This is a genomic window from Actinomyces howellii (assembly GCF_900637165.1).
Taxonomy (GTDB): Bacteria; Actinomycetota; Actinomycetes; order Actinomycetales; family Actinomycetaceae; genus Actinomyces; species Actinomyces howellii.
In genome coordinates this window covers 62,555-79,540 of sequence record NZ_LR134350.1, presented here as the reverse complement: position 1 = coordinate 79,540, position 16,986 = coordinate 62,555, and the positions used below count along the sequence as shown (strand labels likewise).

At 72.1% G+C, this 16,986-nt stretch carries 12 protein-coding genes; 6 read left to right on the top strand and 6 right to left on the bottom strand.

Going from position 1 to position 16,986, the window contains the following annotated elements:
• The first annotated feature begins 61 nt into the window (after positions 1-61).
• The 5 genes from EL245_RS00360 (at position 62) to gcvH (ending at position 6,427) form a co-directional block, all read left to right on the top strand.
• Positions 62-742, top strand: coding sequence for an ABC transporter permease subunit (locus tag EL245_RS00360; protein ID WP_126381078.1), 681 nt, complete (start codon positions 62-64; stop codon positions 740-742).
• Entirely contained in the window at positions 739-1,605 is an 867-nt protein-coding gene (locus EL245_RS00355) for an amino acid ABC transporter permease (protein WP_126381076.1), read from the top strand. The genes EL245_RS00360 and EL245_RS00355 overlap by 4 nt, the downstream gene beginning before the upstream one ends.
• 81 nt (positions 1,606-1,686) lie before the next feature.
• Complete coding sequence (gene gcvP / locus EL245_RS00350) at positions 1,687-4,680, top strand: aminomethyl-transferring glycine dehydrogenase (protein WP_126381074.1); 2,994 nt, start codon at positions 1,687-1,689, stop codon at positions 4,678-4,680.
• Positions 4,677-5,996, top strand: coding sequence for a glycine cleavage system aminomethyltransferase GcvT (locus EL245_RS00345; protein ID WP_126381072.1), 1,320 nt, complete (start codon positions 4,677-4,679; stop codon positions 5,994-5,996). The genes gcvP and EL245_RS00345 overlap by 4 nt, the downstream gene beginning before the upstream one ends.
• Before the next feature lie 38 nt (positions 5,997-6,034).
• Positions 6,035-6,427, top strand: coding sequence for a glycine cleavage system protein GcvH (gene gcvH, locus EL245_RS00340; protein ID WP_126381071.1), 393 nt, complete (start codon positions 6,035-6,037; stop codon positions 6,425-6,427).
• 181 nt (positions 6,428-6,608) lie between these two features.
• Here gcvH and EL245_RS00335 read toward each other — a convergent pair whose 3' ends face one another.
• The 4 genes from EL245_RS00335 to EL245_RS00320 all read right to left on the bottom strand — a co-directional run bounded on the left by EL245_RS00335 (position 6,609) and on the right by EL245_RS00320 (position 12,186).
• Positions 6,609-7,982, bottom strand: coding sequence for an ABC transporter substrate-binding protein (locus EL245_RS00335; protein WP_126381069.1), 1,374 nt, complete (start codon positions 7,980-7,982; stop codon positions 6,609-6,611).
• 9 nt (positions 7,983-7,991) lie between these two features.
• Positions 7,992-8,924: a carbohydrate ABC transporter permease gene (locus EL245_RS00330; RefSeq protein WP_126381067.1), complete on the bottom strand. Its 933-nt coding sequence runs from the start codon at positions 8,922-8,924 to the stop codon at positions 7,992-7,994.
• Between the two features lie 16 nt (positions 8,925-8,940).
• Complete coding sequence (locus tag EL245_RS00325) at positions 8,941-9,846, bottom strand: carbohydrate ABC transporter permease (RefSeq protein ID WP_126381065.1); 906 nt, start codon at positions 9,844-9,846, stop codon at positions 8,941-8,943.
• A gap of 129 nt (positions 9,847-9,975) precedes the next feature.
• Positions 9,976-12,186: an alpha-galactosidase gene (locus EL245_RS00320; protein ID WP_126381063.1), complete on the bottom strand. Its 2,211-nt coding sequence runs from the start codon at positions 12,184-12,186 to the stop codon at positions 9,976-9,978.
• 151 nt (positions 12,187-12,337) lie between these two features.
• Here EL245_RS00320 and EL245_RS00315 point away from each other — a divergent pair, with 151 nt between their 5' ends.
• Entirely contained in the window at positions 12,338-13,474 is a 1,137-nt protein-coding gene (locus tag EL245_RS00315; RefSeq protein ID WP_126381061.1) for an ROK family transcriptional regulator, read from the top strand.
• 100 nt (positions 13,475-13,574) lie between these two features.
• On the opposite strand, the gene EL245_RS00310 is transcribed toward EL245_RS00315, so the two are convergent.
• Positions 13,575-15,080 (bottom strand): NAD(P)/FAD-dependent oxidoreductase, encoded by a 1,506-nt coding sequence (locus EL245_RS00310; protein WP_126381059.1) that lies wholly within the window; start codon positions 15,078-15,080, stop codon positions 13,575-13,577.
• Between the two features lie 77 nt (positions 15,081-15,157).
• Entirely contained in the window at positions 15,158-16,870 is a 1,713-nt protein-coding gene (locus EL245_RS00305) for a formate--tetrahydrofolate ligase (RefSeq protein WP_232009969.1), read from the bottom strand.
• Between the last annotated feature and the right edge of the window lie 116 nt (positions 16,871-16,986).

Genomic DNA, 16,986 nt, shown 5'->3' with positions numbered 1-16,986 from the left:
CGCCCACCACGACCGACCGCGCCAGCCCCGCACCGGCGCCCCGAACCTGACAGGAGGACCCATGGGTGATCTTCTGGCCCAGTACGACGTCCTGGGCGCCTTCGTGGTCAACCTCGAGCTGACCGTCCTGGCAGCCATCGGGTCAGCCCTCATCGGCACCGTCCTCATGGTCATGCGCGTGTGCCCGATGGCCTCCTTGCGCGCAGCGGCCGCCGCCTTCGTCAACGTCGTCATGAACATCCCCTTGACGCTCATCATCCTGGCCTGCTCCCTGGGTCTGTACGGTCAGCTCGGGATCGTGCTCTCCGGGCGCGGGGGCGACCAGTGGCTGGCCAGGAACTCCTTCTGGCTCACGGTGCTGGGGCTGTCGGTCTACACCGCCACCTTCGTGTGCGAGGCCCTGCGCTCGGGGCTCAACACCGTCCCTCCCGGTCAGGCCGAGGCCGCCCGGGCCATCGGCCTGGGCTTCGTGTCGACGATGCGTCTGGTCGTCCTGCCCCAGACCCTGCGCGGATCGGTGGCCCCTCTGGGCAACACCCTCATCGCCCTGGCCAAGAACACGACGGTCGCATCTGCCGCGGGCGTGGCCCAGGCCGCCTCGATCATGTCCGACATGTTCGAGTTCTCCCCGCAGCACGTCGTGTCGATCTTCCTGCTCTTCGCCGTCGGCTGGACCCTCATCGTCCTGCCGATCGGCCTGGTCACGACCTCCCTGTCCCGGAAGCTGGCGGTGGCACGATGAACGACCACTCCGTCCTGTACGACCTGCCCGGTCCGCGGGCCCTGCGTCGCGAGCGCGTGGGCAACGTCATCGGCGTGCTCATCATCGGGGCGCTCATCGCCTGGGTCCTCATCGGCCTGGCCGCCAAGGGCCAGCTCGACGCCGTGCGCTGGAGGCCCTTCCTCACCGCCTCGGCCTGGGTGGACTACCTCCTGCCCGGCCTGTGGGCGACCGTGCGGGCCTCGGCGCTCGCGGTCGTGGCGGCCTTCGCCTTCGGGATCGTCTTCGGCCTGGGGCGTCTGAGCGACCTGCGCGCCGTGCGCTGGGTGTCGACCCTCGTCGTGGAGTTCTTCCGCGCGGTGCCCGTGCTCGTGCTCATGCTGTTCTTCTACTTCCTGGGCTCCCAGTCCTCGCTCATCGCCCCGACCTCGGCGGCCTTCTGGGGGGTCGTCATCGCACTGACCCTGTACAACGGCTCGGTCGTGGCCGAGCTCGTGCGCTCAGGCATCCACTCCCTGCCCTCCGGCCAGCGCGAGGCCGCCCTGGCCATCGGCCTGACACGCTCGCGCTCGAGGCTGCTCATCGAGCTGCCCCAGGCTCTGGCCGCCATGACCCCGGCCCTCGTCAGCCAGCTCATCGTCGCCCTCAAGGACACCGCCCTGGGCTACATCATCACCTACTCCGAGCTCCTGGCGGCCGGCAGCCTGCTGGGCAGCGCCAAGGCGAACCTCATCCCCTCCCTCGTCGTCGTCGCCGCGCTGTTCGTCGTCATCAACATGGGCCTGTCGTGGCTTGCCGATCGCGCTGCCCGCCGCCTGACGACCCGCACGAGCGAGGAGATGACCACCGTCACCGGCATCGCCATGGCCTCCGACGCCCCCTGAACGGCCTGCCGCGGCCCTCGCGCCGCCCTGCCGACCAGCCCCTATGATGTGGGCCTGACCCGTGTCCGACCGGAGGTTGTCATGGCTCGACGTAGCGCCACCCCGGGTGTCCCGACGCACCCTGCCTTCTCCACCCGTCACATCGGCGTCCGCTCCCAGGACCTGGCCACCGTCCTGGAGCAGATCGGTGTCTCCAGCCTCGAGGACCTGGCTTCCCGGGTCGTGCCCGACGGTCTTCCCGTGCTGGGGACCGTGGAACGCACGCCCCCCTCCGCCGAGGACGGCGGCCTGTCCGAGCCTCAGGCCGTCGCCGCCCTGCGCGAGCTCGCCGCGCTCAACGACCCCCACACCGAGATGATCGGTCAGGGCTACCACCCCTGCCACACCCCGGCGGTCATCGTGCGCGACGTGCTGTCCAACCCTGCCTGGACGACCTCGTACACCCCCTACCAGGCCGAGATCAGCCAGGGGCGTCTCGAGGCCCAGCTGCTCTTCCAGACCCTCGTGTCCGACCTGACCGGCCTGCCGGTGGCCTGCGCCTCCCTGCTCGACGAGGCGACCGCCGTGGCCGAGGCGGTCACGCTCATGGCCCGGGCCGCCCGCCGCGGCCGGGACCGGGCCGTCGTGCTCGACTCGGGCCTGCACCCCCAGTGCCTCGAGGTCGCTGTGGCACGCTGCGAGCCTCTGGGGATCCGCACGGTGGTCCTGCCCGCCCAGGAGGTGGCGGAGCCCGGCCTCCTCGACGGCGAGCCGCTGCTGGGCGCGGTCCTGGCCCACACGACCACCCGGGGCGCGGTGCAGGACCTGGCACCCCTCGTGGCCGCCGTGCACGCCCGCGGCGGGCTCGTGGCCGTCGACGCCGACCCCTTGGCCCTGACCGTGCTCACCGAGCCCGGGGCGGTGGGCGCCGACATCGCCGTCGGCTCGGCCCAGCGCCTGGGGGTGCCGCTGTTCTTCGGTGGCCCGCACGCCGGCTTCATGGCGGTCACCGAGGCGCTCCAGCGTCAGGTCCCCGGCCGCCTGGTCGGGGTCTCCCACGACGCCGAGGGCACCGAGGCCCTGCGCCTGGCGCTCCAGACCCGCGAGCAGCACATCCGCCGGGAGAGGGCCACCTCCAACATCTGCACCGCCCAGGCGCTCCTGGCTGTCGTGTCCGCCTTCTACGCGGTCCACCACGGCCCCGAAGGGCTGAGGTCCATCGCCCACGGTGTCCACGCCACGGCCGCGCGCATCGCCGCCGGCCTGCGCGGGGCGGGGATCGGGCTCGAGCACGACGCCTTCTTCGACACCCTGAGCGTGACCCTGCCCGGTGGCGCCGCGGCGGCGGTGGCCCGGGCGGAGCGGGCAGGCTACAACCTGCGTCTGCTCGACGAGGACCACGTCGGGCTGTCGACCAACGAGACGACCACCGAGGCCGACGCCGCGGCGGTCCTCGACGCCCTGGCACCGGGCGCGGTCCTGGGCCGGGCCGAGGCGGCGCAGGCCTTCGCCCTGCCCGATGCCCAGGAGCGCACGAGCCCCTTCCTCACCCACCCGAGCTTCCACCTCCACCGGTCCGAGGCCGCGATGGTGCGCTTCCTGCGTCGGCTGTCCGACCGGGACCTGGCGCTGGACCGCACGATGATCCCCCTGGGGTCGTGCACCCTCAAGCTCAACGCCGCGGTGGAGTCCGCCGTCTGGCTCGATCCAGGCCTGGCCGGGGTCCACCCCTACGCCCCCGCCCCCCAGACCCGCGGCTGGAGGCGCATGTTCTCCCAGCTGGCCGACCGGCTGACGCGCCTGACCGGCTACGACCGGTGCAGCCTCCAGCCCGCCTCCGGGGCGCAGGGCGAGCTCGCCGGGCTCCTGGCGATCCGTGGGTACCTGCGCGCCCGGGGTCAGGGGCACCGGGACCTGTGCCTCGTGCCCGCCTCCGCCCACGGGACGAACGCCGCCTCGGCGGCGGGCGCCGGACTGTCGGTGGCGGTGGTGGCCACGGCGGCCGACGGGTCGATCGACGTGGACGACCTGCGCGCCAAGCTCTCCGAGCACGGTGAGCGGGTGGCGGCCATCATGCTCACCTACCCCTCGACCCACGGCGTCTTCGAGCCCCAGGTCACCCAGGTGGCCGACCTCGTCCACGAGGCCGGCGGGCAGGTCTACATCGACGGGGCCAACCACAACGCGCTGACCGGTCTGCTGCGCCCCGGCGACCTGGGCGGGGACGTCTCCCACCTCAACCTGCACAAGACCTTCGCCATCCCCCACGGGGGCGGTGGCCCGGGGGTGGGTCCCGTCGTGGCCAAGGCCCACCTGGCGGCCTACCTGCCCTCCGGCCCCTCGGGGTCGGCCGCACCGGAGGACGGCGACCCCGACGAGGGCTTCGAGGGGCCCGCGGTCATGGGGACGCGCTTCGGCTCCGCCGGGGTCATGCCCCTGGCCTGGACCTACCTGGCGCTGCTCGACGACGTCGACCTCAGGGAGGTGTCCCTGACCGCCATCGCCAACGCCAACTACGTCTCGCGCGCCCTGGCCGACTCCTACCCGACCCTCTACACCGACGCGGCCGGCTTCGTGGCGCACGAGTGCATCCTCGACCTGCGGCCCGTCACCCAGGCCACCGGCGTGACCGCCGAGGACGTGGCCAAGCGCCTCATCGACTACGGCCTCCACGCCCCGACCCTGTCCTTCCCGGTGGCAGGCACCCTCATGGCCGAGCCCACCGAGTCCGAGCCCCTGGCCGAGCTTGACCGCTTCATCGCCGCGATGCGCTCGATCCGCGCCGAGATCGACGAGGTCGCCTCGGGCTCGGTCGCCGTGGAGGACTCGGTGCTGCGCCGCGCCCCCCACACCCTGGCGCAGGTCGCCGCCGACACCTGGGACCGCCCGTACTCGCGCTCGCAGGCCGCCTTCCCGTTGGCGGGCATGGAGCGGGACAAGTACTTCCCGCCGGTCACGCGCATCGACAACGCCTGGGGGGACCGCAACCTCATGTGCACCTGCCCGGCCCCCTCGGCCTACGAGATCACCGACGAGACCACCAACAGGACCACCGGCGCCGACGTGTCCGTCGACGCCAGGAAGGACGCCCGATGAGCCGCCGACCAGTCTCAGCCCCGCTGCTGCACACGACCGCCCTGCACTCGGTGCACGCCGGTCTGGGGGCGGTCTTCACCGACTTCGGCGGCTGGGAGATGCCCCTGCGCTACACCTCCGACCTCGCCGAGCACCATGCGGTACGCCGCAGCGCCGGGCTGTTCGACCTGTCCCACATGGGCGAGGTCAAGGTGACCGGCCCCGGGGCCGCAGCCGCCCTCGACCACGCCCTCGTGGGCCGGATCTCGGCGGTCACCACGGGCCGGGCCCGCTACACGATGATCGTCGGCCAGGACGGCGGGATCATCGACGACCTCATCGTCTACCACGTGGGGGACGACGAGTACCTCGTCGTCCCCAACGCGGGCAACCGCGAGCGCGTCGCCTCCGCCCTGACTGAGCGCTGCGCGGGCTATGAGTGCACCGTGGAGGACCTGTCGCTGTCGATGGCGCTCATCGCCGTCCAGGGCCCGCGCGCCGAGGAGATCCTGCGTGGGGTCGTGGAGTCCGGTGCCGGGATCCCTGCCGCCCTGCGGCCGGTCAAGAACCCTGCTGACCCTGCTGGCCCTGCTGACCCTGCTCCGACCGAGGACTGCGGCGCGCCGGACGTGCTGTGCGGTCCTGGGATCCTGGCTCGTCTGCGCTACTACGCCGCGGTGCGGGCCACCGCCGCCGGGCACGCGGTGCTCCTGGCTCGCACCGGCTACACCGGTGAGGACGGCTTCGAGCTGTTCTGCGGGGCCGAGGACGCCGTCGACCTGTGGACGATGATCACCTCCCACGCCGCGGGCCTCGCCCCGACTCCCTGCCCCGCCCAGGGGACCGGGGCGGGGCAGGAGACGCTGGCGCCCTTGACCCCCTGCGGCCTGGCCGCGCGCGACTCGCTGCGTCTCGAGGCCGGCATGCCCCTGTACGGCCAGGAGCTGACCGAGGCGATCACGCCCTTCGACGCCTCCCTGGGCGGCGTCGTCGCCCTCGACAAGCCCGGCTTCGTGGGCCGCGACGCCCTGGAGCGCCGGGCCGAGCGCGACGGCGAGCCCGGCACTCAGCAGCTCGTGGCCCTGGCCGGCCAGGGCCGCCGGGCGGCTCGGGCCGGGTGCCCGGTGCGCGACGCCGAGGGCCGGCAGGTCGGCACGGTCACCTCCGGCCTGCTGTCCCCGACGCTGGGGCACCCGATCGCCCTGGCTCTGCTCGGCCCCTCCCACGGCGACCAGGCTCCTGCCTGGCCCGAGGGCACCGAGCTCGTCGTCGACGTGCGGGGCCGGGACTACCCGATGACGGTGGTCGCCTCGCCCTTCTACAGGCGACCCCGTTGAGAACCGCCCCACCTGAGATACCACTGAAGGAGCCCACCATGGCACGTCAGCCCGTCCGTCCCGACCTGCGCTACTCGGCCGAGCACGAGTGGCTCGACTCCTCGACGCCGGCGCGCGTCGGCATCACGGCCGTGGCGGCCGACGCGCTCGGGGAGGTCGTCTTCGTCGAGCTCCCCGAGGTCGGCTCGACCGTCGAGGCAGGCGCCCCCTGCGGGGAGCTGGAGTCGACCAAGTCGGTCTCGGACATCTTCTCCCCGGTCACCGGCACCGTCGTCGCGGTCAACGAGGCGCTGGAGGACGAGCCCGGGACCGTCAACGCCGACCCCTACGGCGCGGGCTGGCTCTTCGCCGTCGAGGTCACGGCGGAGGGCGAGCTGCTCAGCGCCGAGGAGTACGCCGAGAGCTTCGACGCCGAGGTCGCCCCCGCCTGACGCCGAGATCGGGACATATGACACCCCGAGATCGGGAGAAATGACACCCCGAGATCGGGAGAAACAGCCCTGAGATCGCCGCATCTGGTCCGCCGTGCCGACGGCGTGCCAGATGCGGCGATCTCAGGGTGTCATATGTCCCGATCTCGCGGGGACGGGGCGGAGGGCTGGCCGCGGAGGGCTAGCCGTCGTGCGAGGAGGTCTCGAACAGGAGGTTGACCTGGTCGTTGTAGGCCGTGAGCGTCGAGGCCGGCACCCGGTTGGCCCACACGTCCTCCGTGGCGGGCGTCATGATCGCCCGCACGTCGGCGCCGAAGTAGGTCAGCGGGAAGAAGAAGGTCGTCCCGGCCTCGACGTGGGCCGTGAAGGGCTCCGTGCTCAGGCCGGTCTCCTCGAAGACTGAGACGGCCTTGGTCGTCGAGGCGGTGATGGCCGGGAAGACGACGCCGTAGGAGGCGACGACGTCCTGGGCCTCCTGGGTGCCCAGGAAGGCCACCCACTTCGAGGCGTTCTCGACGTTGGCCGACTGCTTGACCACCGAGTCTCCCAGGCCGTTGAACAAGGACTGGCTCGTCCCGTTGGGGCCCACGGGCGTGGGGGCGACCCCGACGTTGATGTCCAGGCCGGCGAAGGTGTTGAACATCCACGAGCCGTGGATCGCCATGGCCACCGAGCCCGAGCCGAGCTGGATGTCCGTGCTCGTGGCGTCGGAGAAGGCCCCGTTGGGGTTCATGTACCCCTTGTCGACCAGCCCGAAGTACCAGTCGAGGGTCTCCTGGAAGACGGGGTCGTCGTAGCGGTAGCGGGTGCCCCAGGTCGGCTCGTCGGTGTAGTACCAGTCCCCCGCCGAGCCGGTGAAGGGGCTCCACTGGGTCTGGCCGTCCATCCCGCCGGCGTCCTGGATGCCGATGCCGTAGACCGCGACGTGCTCGGGGTCGAAGCCCTCCTCGTCCCCCCTCACGCCGTTGCGGTCGACGGTCAGGCGGGCGAGCACCTTCTCGAAGGTCCCCCCGTCCTTGGGGTTCCACTCCAGGGAGGCCATGTCCTCATCGGTCAGGCCCGCCTCGGCGACCATGTCCTTGTTGTAGAAGATCGCCTCGGTGTCCCAGTCCTTGGGGCATCCGTACTGGTGGCCGTCCTCACCCTTCCACAGGTCGAGCAGTCCCTCTTGGAAGGCGGACTCGTCGACGTCGGCCCAGGCGGCCTGCTCGTCGAGGGGGACGAGGACGTCGAGGTCGACGAACTGGGCGAACTTCTGGATGTGGTCGGTGAAGGCGTCCGGACCGGTGCCCGCGATGAAGCCCGCGGTCAGCTTGGTCCAGTAGTCGTCCCAGCCGATCTGGGTGATGTTGACGGTGATGCCGGTGCGCTCCTTGAACAGCTCGGCGCACTTCTCGTAGGCGGGCTGCTGCCCGGCGTCCCACATCCAGTACTCCACCGTTGAGCCGGCCTCGGCCTCGTCGGAGGGGCCGCAGGCCGACACGGCGAGGGCGGCCGCGGAGGCGGTCAGGGCGGCCAGGGCGCCGCGACGAGTGAGCATGAGGTTGTTGAGCATGTCTGGTCCTCACTTGATCCCGGTGAATCCGATGGAGTTGACGATGCGGCGGGCGAAGGCCATGAAGAGCAGCAGCATCGGGAGCGCGGCAACGAGGGTGGCCGCCATGAGCCCGGACCAGTCGGTGCCGGAGGTCGGGGCCTGGGACTTGAAGACGGCCACGGCCACGGTGAGCACCCGCGAGGAGTCGGTGTAGGACACGAGCAGGGGCCAGAAGTAGTCGTTCCAGGCGGTGATGTAGGTGATGATCGCCAGCGTCGTGATCGGCGCCTTGGCCATGGGCAGGATGAGCTGGAAGAAGACGCGCACCTTCGAGGCGCCGTCGAGCAGGGCGGCCTCCTCGAGCTCACGGGGGATGTTCATGAAGAACTGCTTGAGGAAGAACACCGCGAAGGGGGTCATGAACATGGTCGGCAGCGCCACCCCCAGGAGGGTGTCGATGAGGCCGAGCTCCTTGACCAGGACGAAGTTGGGCAGGAGCGTGAAGATGGACGGGACCATGAGCGCGCCCAGGAAGACCGAGAAGACCGCGTCCCGTCCCTTCCAGCGCAGGCGGGAGAAGGAGTAGGCGGCCATGGCCGAGAAGAAGACCTGACCGGCGGTGACCAGCGTGGCCACGACGACGGAGTTGCGCAGGTAGAGCCAGAAGTTGATGGCCGCTCCGGATCCGCCGTCGGCCATCGCCTCCTCGGTGGACTGCATGCCGAAGACCCGGGCGAAGCCGCGCAGGTTGGTCTCCACCGGCAGCAGGCTCGTGGGGTCAGAGGCGAGGCCGGTGTTGGACGACAGCGCCGTGCGCAGCACCCAGTAGAAGGGCAGGACGGTGATGATGATGACCAGGGCCATGAAGGCCCACGCCAGGACGCGCCCGATCCTGGGACGGCGGGCGGGCCGGGGGTCCTGGGAGGCGCGGGAGGACTCAGATGCGATTGCGGTGCTCATGCGGTGGGGTCCTTCCTCAGTCCAGGTCCGTCTGCCCGGCCCGCGTCATGCGGTACTGGAGAATCGTGATGGCGGCGAGCACGAGCAGGAGCCCGACGGCCATCGCCGAGGCGTAGCCGAACTGGAACCGGCTGAACGCCATGTCGTAGATGTAGTACTGCAGGACGCGGGTGGCGTTGACCGGGCCTCCTGCGGTGGTCACCGAGACGGTGTCGAAGACCTGGAACGAGCCGATCATCGTCATGATGAGCACGAGGGCGAGGATCGGGCGCAGCAGGGGCATCGTGATCCGCCAGAACATCGTCCACTCGCTGGCGCCGTCGATCTTGCCCGCCTCGTAGACGGTGCCGGGGATGGACTGGAGACCGGCGAAGATGAGCAGCGCCGTGTATCCCATGTGCCGCCACACGTTGATGAAGGCGATGGTCGGGATGGCCAGGGAGGAGCTGAAGAAGTTGACGCTCTCGCCGGTGAGGGCCTGGATGATCTCGTTGGAGATCCCCAGGGTGTTGTCCAGGATCCACAGCCACAGCATGGCCACGACGACGTTGGACACGAGGTAGGGGGTGAGCACGATCGAGCGCACGAGGGTCGACTGGGTGAGCCGCTGCATGAGCACCGCGATCGCCAGGGCCATGATCGTCTGGACACCGATGTTGATGACGACGTACTCGAGGGTCACGACGACGGCGTTCCAGAAGATGGAGTCGCCCACCATGCGCTCGTAGTTGGACAGGCCCGTGAAGGTCTCGGGGGTCAGCAGGTTGTACTCGGTGAAGGACAGCCAGATGCCCCGGAGAAGCGGCCAGATGTAGAAGGCGACGAGGCCTATCGCGGCGGGGAGGATGAATGCCAGGCCGAGCCGGGCATCTGTGCGGGGCCGACGACGACTGGGTCGTACGGCCGGAGCGGATGTTGACATCGGGTCTCCAAATCGACGGTGATTGCGGGAGGGTTGCTGGGTCGTTGGTCGGTGAGAGGGAAGCGGGTCGGCGCCCGCGCGTGGGGCGACTGGGCCCGGTGCGCCGGGAGCGCACCGGGCCGACACGCCTCAGGGCAGGGCGGTGGCCCGCACGAGGACGAGGTGGTCCGGGTGCAGGACGGGCAGCGCCAGGCCGGTTGAGCTGAGGTAGGAGCCGGGCAGGACGACCCCGGCCTCGTCCATCCACGGCGTGCGCAGCCGCAGCTCGGGGTAGGCCGGCGCGGCCAGGCGCACGTGGTAGCGGCGGTCCGGGTCGAGGCCGGGCAGCGGCCGGGGCGCCGTGGGCCAGGCTGAGAGCTGGCCGAGGCAGGCGATCTGGAACAGGGCGTCGGTGCCGTCGGGAGCCACGACCCCCTCGATGCGCAGCGCCTCGTCCTCGGGCAGGTCGGCGTGGACGGTCAGGCCCGTGTGGATGAGGGGCCGCAGCTCCTTGTACAGGGCGATGGCGGAGGAGAGCCGGCCGCGGGCCGCCGCGTCCGCCTCCCTCAGGTCCCACTCGACGCCCATGTGGCCCCACAGGGCCGTGCCCGTACGGAAGTCGAGGTCGAGCTCGCGCAAGGTCGTGTGCGCCCGGCCCGCGCCCACGTGCGTGCCGACGAGCTCGGGAGGCAGGAGCAGGGTGGTGCCGCGCTGGATGTTCTGCCGGTCGTGGGCGTCGATGCAGTCCGAGGCCCACACGCGCTGGGTGCGCTCGAGGATCCCCAGGTCGACTCGTCCCCCGCCTCCGGCGCAGGACTCGATCTCCAGGGAGGGGAAGCGCTCGTGCAGGGCGTCCAGGAGCCTGTAGAGGGCCAGGGTCTGGTCGTGGACCGCGCCGGCACCGCTGCGCCCGGCCACGGGGTCCTCGGTCACGTGGCCGGTGGCCAGGAGCGGGGAGTTGTGGTCCCACTTGAGGTAGGCGATGTCGTGGGCCTCCACGAGGGAGGAGATGGCGTCGTACAGGTAGTCCCAGGCACCGGGGGCGGTCAGGTCGAGGACCCTCTGGTTGCGGTGCTCGGGGGCGCCCCCCGCCGCGTCGGACAGGACCCAGTCGGGGTGGGCGCGAGCGAGCTCGGAGTCGAGGTTGATCATCTCGGGCTCGAACCACAGGCCGAACTCCATCCCCAGGGCGTGGACGTAGTCGATGATCGGTCCCAGTCCCTGCGGCCACGCGTCGGGTGAGACCTGCCAGTCGCCCAGGCCGGAGGTGTCGTCCCGGCGGGAGCCGAACCAGCCGTCGTCGAGCACGAAGCGCTCGATGCCCACCTCGGCGGCGGCGTCGGCCAGCTCCTTGAGGGTCTCGAGGTCGTGGTCGAAGTAGACGGCCTCCCACGTGTTGAGCAGCACCGGCCGGGGGCGGTCGGGGTGGGAGGGAAGGGAGCGCAGCCACGCGTGGCTGCGGTGGGCCAGGGCGTCCAGGCCCTCGCCCCAGGAGAAGACCGCCCACGGCGAGGTGTAGGTCTGGCCGGGGGCGAGGAGGACCTCACCGGGCAGGAGCAGCTCGCCGGCCCCCAGGAGCTTGCGGCCCGAGGCGGTGTTGAGCGCCAGGCTCCGGGTGTTGCCCGACCAGGCGGGGTGGACGGCGTGGACGACGCCGCCGCGCCACCCGAATCCGCGGGTCCCTGCGGCCAGCCAGGTGGCGGCGTCGTGGCCGGGCCTGCCCTCCCAGGACTCGCGCAGGCGGGTGCCGGGGGTGAAGGGGGTGCGGTGGAGCTGGCGCTCCAGGCAGTGGTGCCCGCTCATGTCGAGCAGCTCCTCCGCGGCCTCGGGCACGGGCAGGACGGGGGTGATCTCGCCGACGACGAGATCGGCGGGACCAGCGGGACCAGCACTGCCGGGGCTGCTCGTCGGGTCGGCCTGGGGGCGGTCGTCACGCACCCAGGCGCGCAGCCGCACGAGGCCTGAGGGCTCGAGGCGCAGCTCGGTGCCCAGGGTCAGACGGTTCTCGGCGTCGGCGCCCGTGGAGCGCAGGACCTGGGTCGTGCCCCCGGGGCCCTGGGCGACCTCGGTGACGTGCTCGACGCGACCGGGATGCGGGGAGAAGGCCGTGCCGTCCGCGCGGGAGAGCTGGACGGAGGGGCGGGCGAGCCACCCGAGGTTGGCCAGGGGAAGCAGGGGCAGGTCGTTGGTGATCCAGTGGGTGTTCGTGCCCAGGGAGGTCGTGGCCGCGCGACCGACGTCGGCCAGGTCCTGCCCGTCGACCTCCCCGAGGTCGGGCCCCCAGTGCCTGACGACGGGGAAGCGGTCGGGAAGCAGGTCGACGACGACGGAGGTGTCCGCGGCACGCAGGTGGATGGTCATCTTTGTCCTTCCAGGGGAAAAGGCGGGGCGCCTTTTCTTGTAAGATGAAAATAACTGACGGATGCCTTCTGTGCAAGGCTGTCGTCGTCCCAGACCGGGCGCCCCGTGACGCGCCGGCACCGCAGGACGAGCGCGAAAGGGGTGGGTGCCGGTGTCGGGCAGCAGACGGAGCCCGGGCTCCCAGGTGCTCGTCGCGCTCGTGGCCGCCGGGCCGCTGAGTCGGGCCGAGCTGGGCCGGAGGCTGGGCATGTCCCCGCCGACGGTCACCCGGGTCGTGCGGCCGCTGCTGCGGTCAGGGGCCGTGGCCGAGCGCCCGCCCCGGGAGCGCTCCGGTCCCGGACGGCCCACGCGCAGGCTCGCGGTCGTCGAGGGCAGCGCCGCCTTCCTGGGCGTCAAGCTCACCGAGAACCGTCTCTACGCCGTCCTCACCGATCCGTTGGGCACGGTGCTCGCCCAGGAGGACCCGCCCCTTGAGTGCACCGAGGCCGAGGCGGTCGTCGCCCTCATCGCCACGGTCATGGCGCGCTTGTCACGCCGGGCCGGCCGTGCGGTCGACGGGATCGGGATCTCCCTGGGCGGGGCCGTCGTCGACCACCGCCTCGTCAAGGTGGCCACCTTCCTGGGCTGGCGGGAGGTGGCCCTGGCCGACCTGGTCTCGGCGGCCACCGGCGCCCCGTGCACGGTCGCCAACGACGTGCGTGCCTTCGCCTACGCCGAGGCCCTGTTCGGGGCGGGGCGGGACAAGGACCCCTTCGCGCTGGTCACCGTGGGCGCGGGCATCGGCTGTGGGATCGTCGTCGGCGGGGAGGTCGTCCCCGGGGCCCGTGGTGCCGCGGGGAGCGTGGGGCACCTGCCCGTCGCCGAGGGCGGACCGGCCTGCGAGGTCGGGCACGCCGGCTGCGCGAGGGCCGTGGCCTCGACCTCGGGGATCCGCGCCGCCCTCACCCAGCGCCTGGGCCGCGAGGTCGGGCTCGCCGAGGCGCTTGGTCCGGGGCTGCGCGACCTGCCGGAGGTCAGGGACGTCCTGCGGCGGGCAGCCGGGGCGACCGGGGTGCTCGTGGGCACCCTCATCGCCTTCCTCGAGCCCGAGCTGACCGTCGTCTCCGGGGAGGGGGTGGGGGTCATCGCGGCCCACCGCGACGCCTTCGACGAGGAGGTGGCCCGGCTGCGGCACTGGGCGGCCAGCCCCGCCCCGATCGTGCTGCGCCCCTTCGAGTTCGATGAGTGGGCGCGAGGCGCGGCCGCCCTGGCGGTCAAGAGGTGGACCGAGACGGTGGACTGGCACTGACGGGCCCTGACGGGCACTGACGGGCCCTGACGGGCACTGACTGACCCTGACGGGCCCTGAGGCAGGTGTCCCAACCTCAGGGCCCTGGCCGTCTAAGGGCTCAGGGGGTCCGACGGCGCGAGGCGATGCGGGCGTCGTTCTGCGCGGCCCGTGCGAAGGCGGCCCCCGGCTGGGCGACGGAGCCGAAGGAGGCCAGGTCCCGGCGGAAGACGACGGCGGCGAACCAGTCCATCATGATCCTCACCTTGCGGTTGACCGTGGGCATCGCGTAGACGTGGTAGCCGCGGTGGGCGGTCCACGCCGCGAAGCCGCGCAGGTTGTGCCCCATGATCCGTGCCACTCCCTTGCCGATGCCCAGGGAGGCGACGGTCCCCAGGTTCTCGTGCTCGTAGGAGCGCAGCCCCTCCCCCGCCTGGCCGTCGGTCAGGACGGTCACGAGGTTGTCGGCCAGGACCCGGGCCTGGCGCACGGCGTGCTGGGCGGTGGGCGCGCAGGTGGCGCCGGGGTCGGGGCTGGTCAGGTCCGGGACGGCGGCGCAGTCCCCGGCGGCCCAGGCGCCCTCGACGACGACGCCGTCGCGGTCGACCTGGAGCGTGGGCAGGGTCGTGACGCGCCCTCGCGGGTCGACGGGTAGGTCCGACTCGGCCAGGACGGGGGCCGCCTTGACACCTGCGGTCCACACGATCGTGTCGGCGTCGAACTCGCTGGAGTCGGACAGCACGACGTGGCCGTCGACGCAGGAGGTGAGGAAGGTGTTGAGGCGCACGTCGATGCCGCGCTCACGCAGCTGCTCCAGGCCGTAGCCGGACAGCTCCTCGGTCAGCTCGGGCAGGATGCGTCGTGAGCCCTCGACCAGGATGAAGCGCAGGTCGTCCTGCTCGATGCTGGGGATGGGGGCCACGGCCGCGCGTGCCATATCCTCGAGCTCGGCGATGGCCTCGACCCCGGCGAAGCCGCCTCCCACGAACACGAATGTGAGCAGCCGCCTGCGCAGCTCGGCGTCCCAGGTCGAGGCGGCGTCCTCGATGCGGGACAGCACGCGGTTGTGCAGCGCCAGGGCCTCCTCGACCTGCTTGAAGCCCATGGCCTGCTCGGCCAGGCCGGGGATCGGCAGGGTGCGCGCCTCGGCGCCCAGGGCCAGGACGAGGTGGTCGTAGGTGAGGTCGTAGGGCTCGGCCGCCTCGCGCGTGGACTCGGGCACCGGCGGTGCGACGGTGACCGTGCGCCGGGCGTGGTCGATGGCCGTGATGGAGCCGGTCAGGATGGTCACGCCCTCCAGTGAGCGCCGGTGGGCGGCGATGACGTGGCGGGGCTGGATGGATCCTGCGGCCACCTCGGGCAGGAAGGGCTGGTAGGTCATGTAGGGCCGAGGGTCGACGACGGCGACCTCGACCTGGTCGGTGTCGAGGCGGGCGCGCAGCGCCCGTGCCGTGCAGAAGCCGACGTAGCCGCCTCCGGCGATGATGACGCGCGGCGGGCGGCTGCGGCCGGTGCCGGCGCCCACCTGGGGCACCTCGCGGCGAGCGCCCCTGGAGGCCAGGAGCAGTGCTGTCCCGACGGCCAGCACTCCGGCGGTCGGCAGGGCGATGGCAGGCAGAGGTCTCATGCGCACAATCTAAGGGTGACCTCACCTTCCACAGGTCTGGGACGTAGGACCCAGGCCATGGTTCGTGTCACACGGGCTCAGCGCAGCCCGATGATCTCGCCGGTGGAGGGGTCGACGTCGATCCGCTCGGCCGCGGGGTGGCTCGGCAGCCCGGGCATGGTCGACACCGACCCGCAGACGGCGTAGACGTAGCCCGCGCCGGCGGCCAGACGGACCTCGCGCACGGGCAGCCGCCACCCGGTCGGGGCGCCGGTCAGGGCCGGGTCGTGGGACAGGGACAGGGGCGTCTTGGCCACGACGACCGCGAGGTGGCCGAACCCGTCTCGCTCACAGTCCTCGAGGAACCGGGCCGCGGACGGCGAGTAGTCGACACCCTGCGCCCCGTACATCGCAGCGACCTTGGCGATCTTCGTGCGCAGGTCGTCCTCAGCCGCGTACAGGCGCCCGGCACCGGCCCCACCGGGCTCCTCCTGCTCGCAGGCCTCGATGACGGCGTCGGCGAGCTCGACGCATCCCCGGCCCCCCTCGGTCACGGGCCGCACGGGCGCGACGCGCGCGCCCGCCCCGCGGGCGATGCGGGCCACCTCGGCGACCTCCGAGGGGTGGTCGGTGGGGAAGACGTTGACGGCCACGACCGGCTCCATCCCGAATCCTCGGACGATAGCCAGGTGCTTGAGCATGTTGGCCGCACCGGCGCGCACGTCCTCGAGGTTCTCCTCGAGCATCTGGGCGGGCAGGTCCTTGCCTCCCACGACGCGGTAGCGCCCGCTGTGGGCCTTGAGCGCCCGCACGGTCACGACGAGGACGGCGGCACGGGGGCGCATCCCCGAGACCGCGCACTTGATGTCGAAGAAGCGCTCCAGGCCCATGTCGGCGCCGAATCCGGCCTCTGTGAGCACGTACCCCGCCGGGAGCGTCTCGGTGCCGGCCAGGCCTCGGGCGGCGACACGGTCGGCGATGACCGACGAGCACCCGGTGGCGATGTTGCCGAAGGGGCCGGTGTGCACGAGGACGGGCGTGCCCTCGGCGGTGCGCAGGAGGTTGGGCTCGAGCGCGTCGCGCAGGACGGCGGTCATCGCGCCGGCCGCCCCGAGGTCCTCGGCGCTCACCCACCTGCCCTCGACGTCCCGGGCGACGACGATCCGGCCCAGGCGGGCACGCAGGTCGGCCAGGGAGGTCGCCAGGGACATGATGACCATGACCTCGCTGGCCGGGGTGATGTCGAAGGACGCCTGCCTGGTCACCCCGTCGCTGCGGGACCCCAGCCCGACGACGACGTGCCGCAGGGCGCGGTCGTTGACGTCGAGGACCCGGGGCCAGGTGATGGTGCGCTCGTCGATGCCCAGGGCGTTGCCGTGGTGGAGGTGGTTGTCGAGGACGGCGCTGAGCAGGTTGTGGGCGGCGGTGACGGCGTGGACGTCGCCGGTGAGGTGGAGGTTCATGCGCTCGGCGGGGACGACGCGCGCCAGCCCCGATCCCCCGGCTCCTCCCTTGATCCCGAAGGTCGGGCCCATCGCCGACTGGCGCAGCGTGAGCGCGCAGCGCTCGCCGCGCGCCGCCAGTCCCTGGGCCAGTCCGATGGCCACGGTCGTCTTGCCCTCCCCGAAGGCGGTGGGCGTCATCGCGGTCACGACGACGTAGCGCGCCGGGTCCTCACCGGCCGCGGCCCCCGGGGCCAGGGCTGCCAGGTCGATCTTGGCGACCTGTCTCCCGTAGGGCACGACGTGCTGGGCGGCGATGCCCGCGCGGGCCGCCAGCACGGTGAGGTCGACGTCCTCGTCACCTCTCACCGAGCCTGTCGGCGCTCCCCCGGTCTCGTGCTGGGCGTGGCTCTCGTGCTGGTCCTGGGTCACGGGCGGGAGCCTACCGGCCTGCGGCGGGGGCCGTCGCCTCGGTCGGGGCCGGG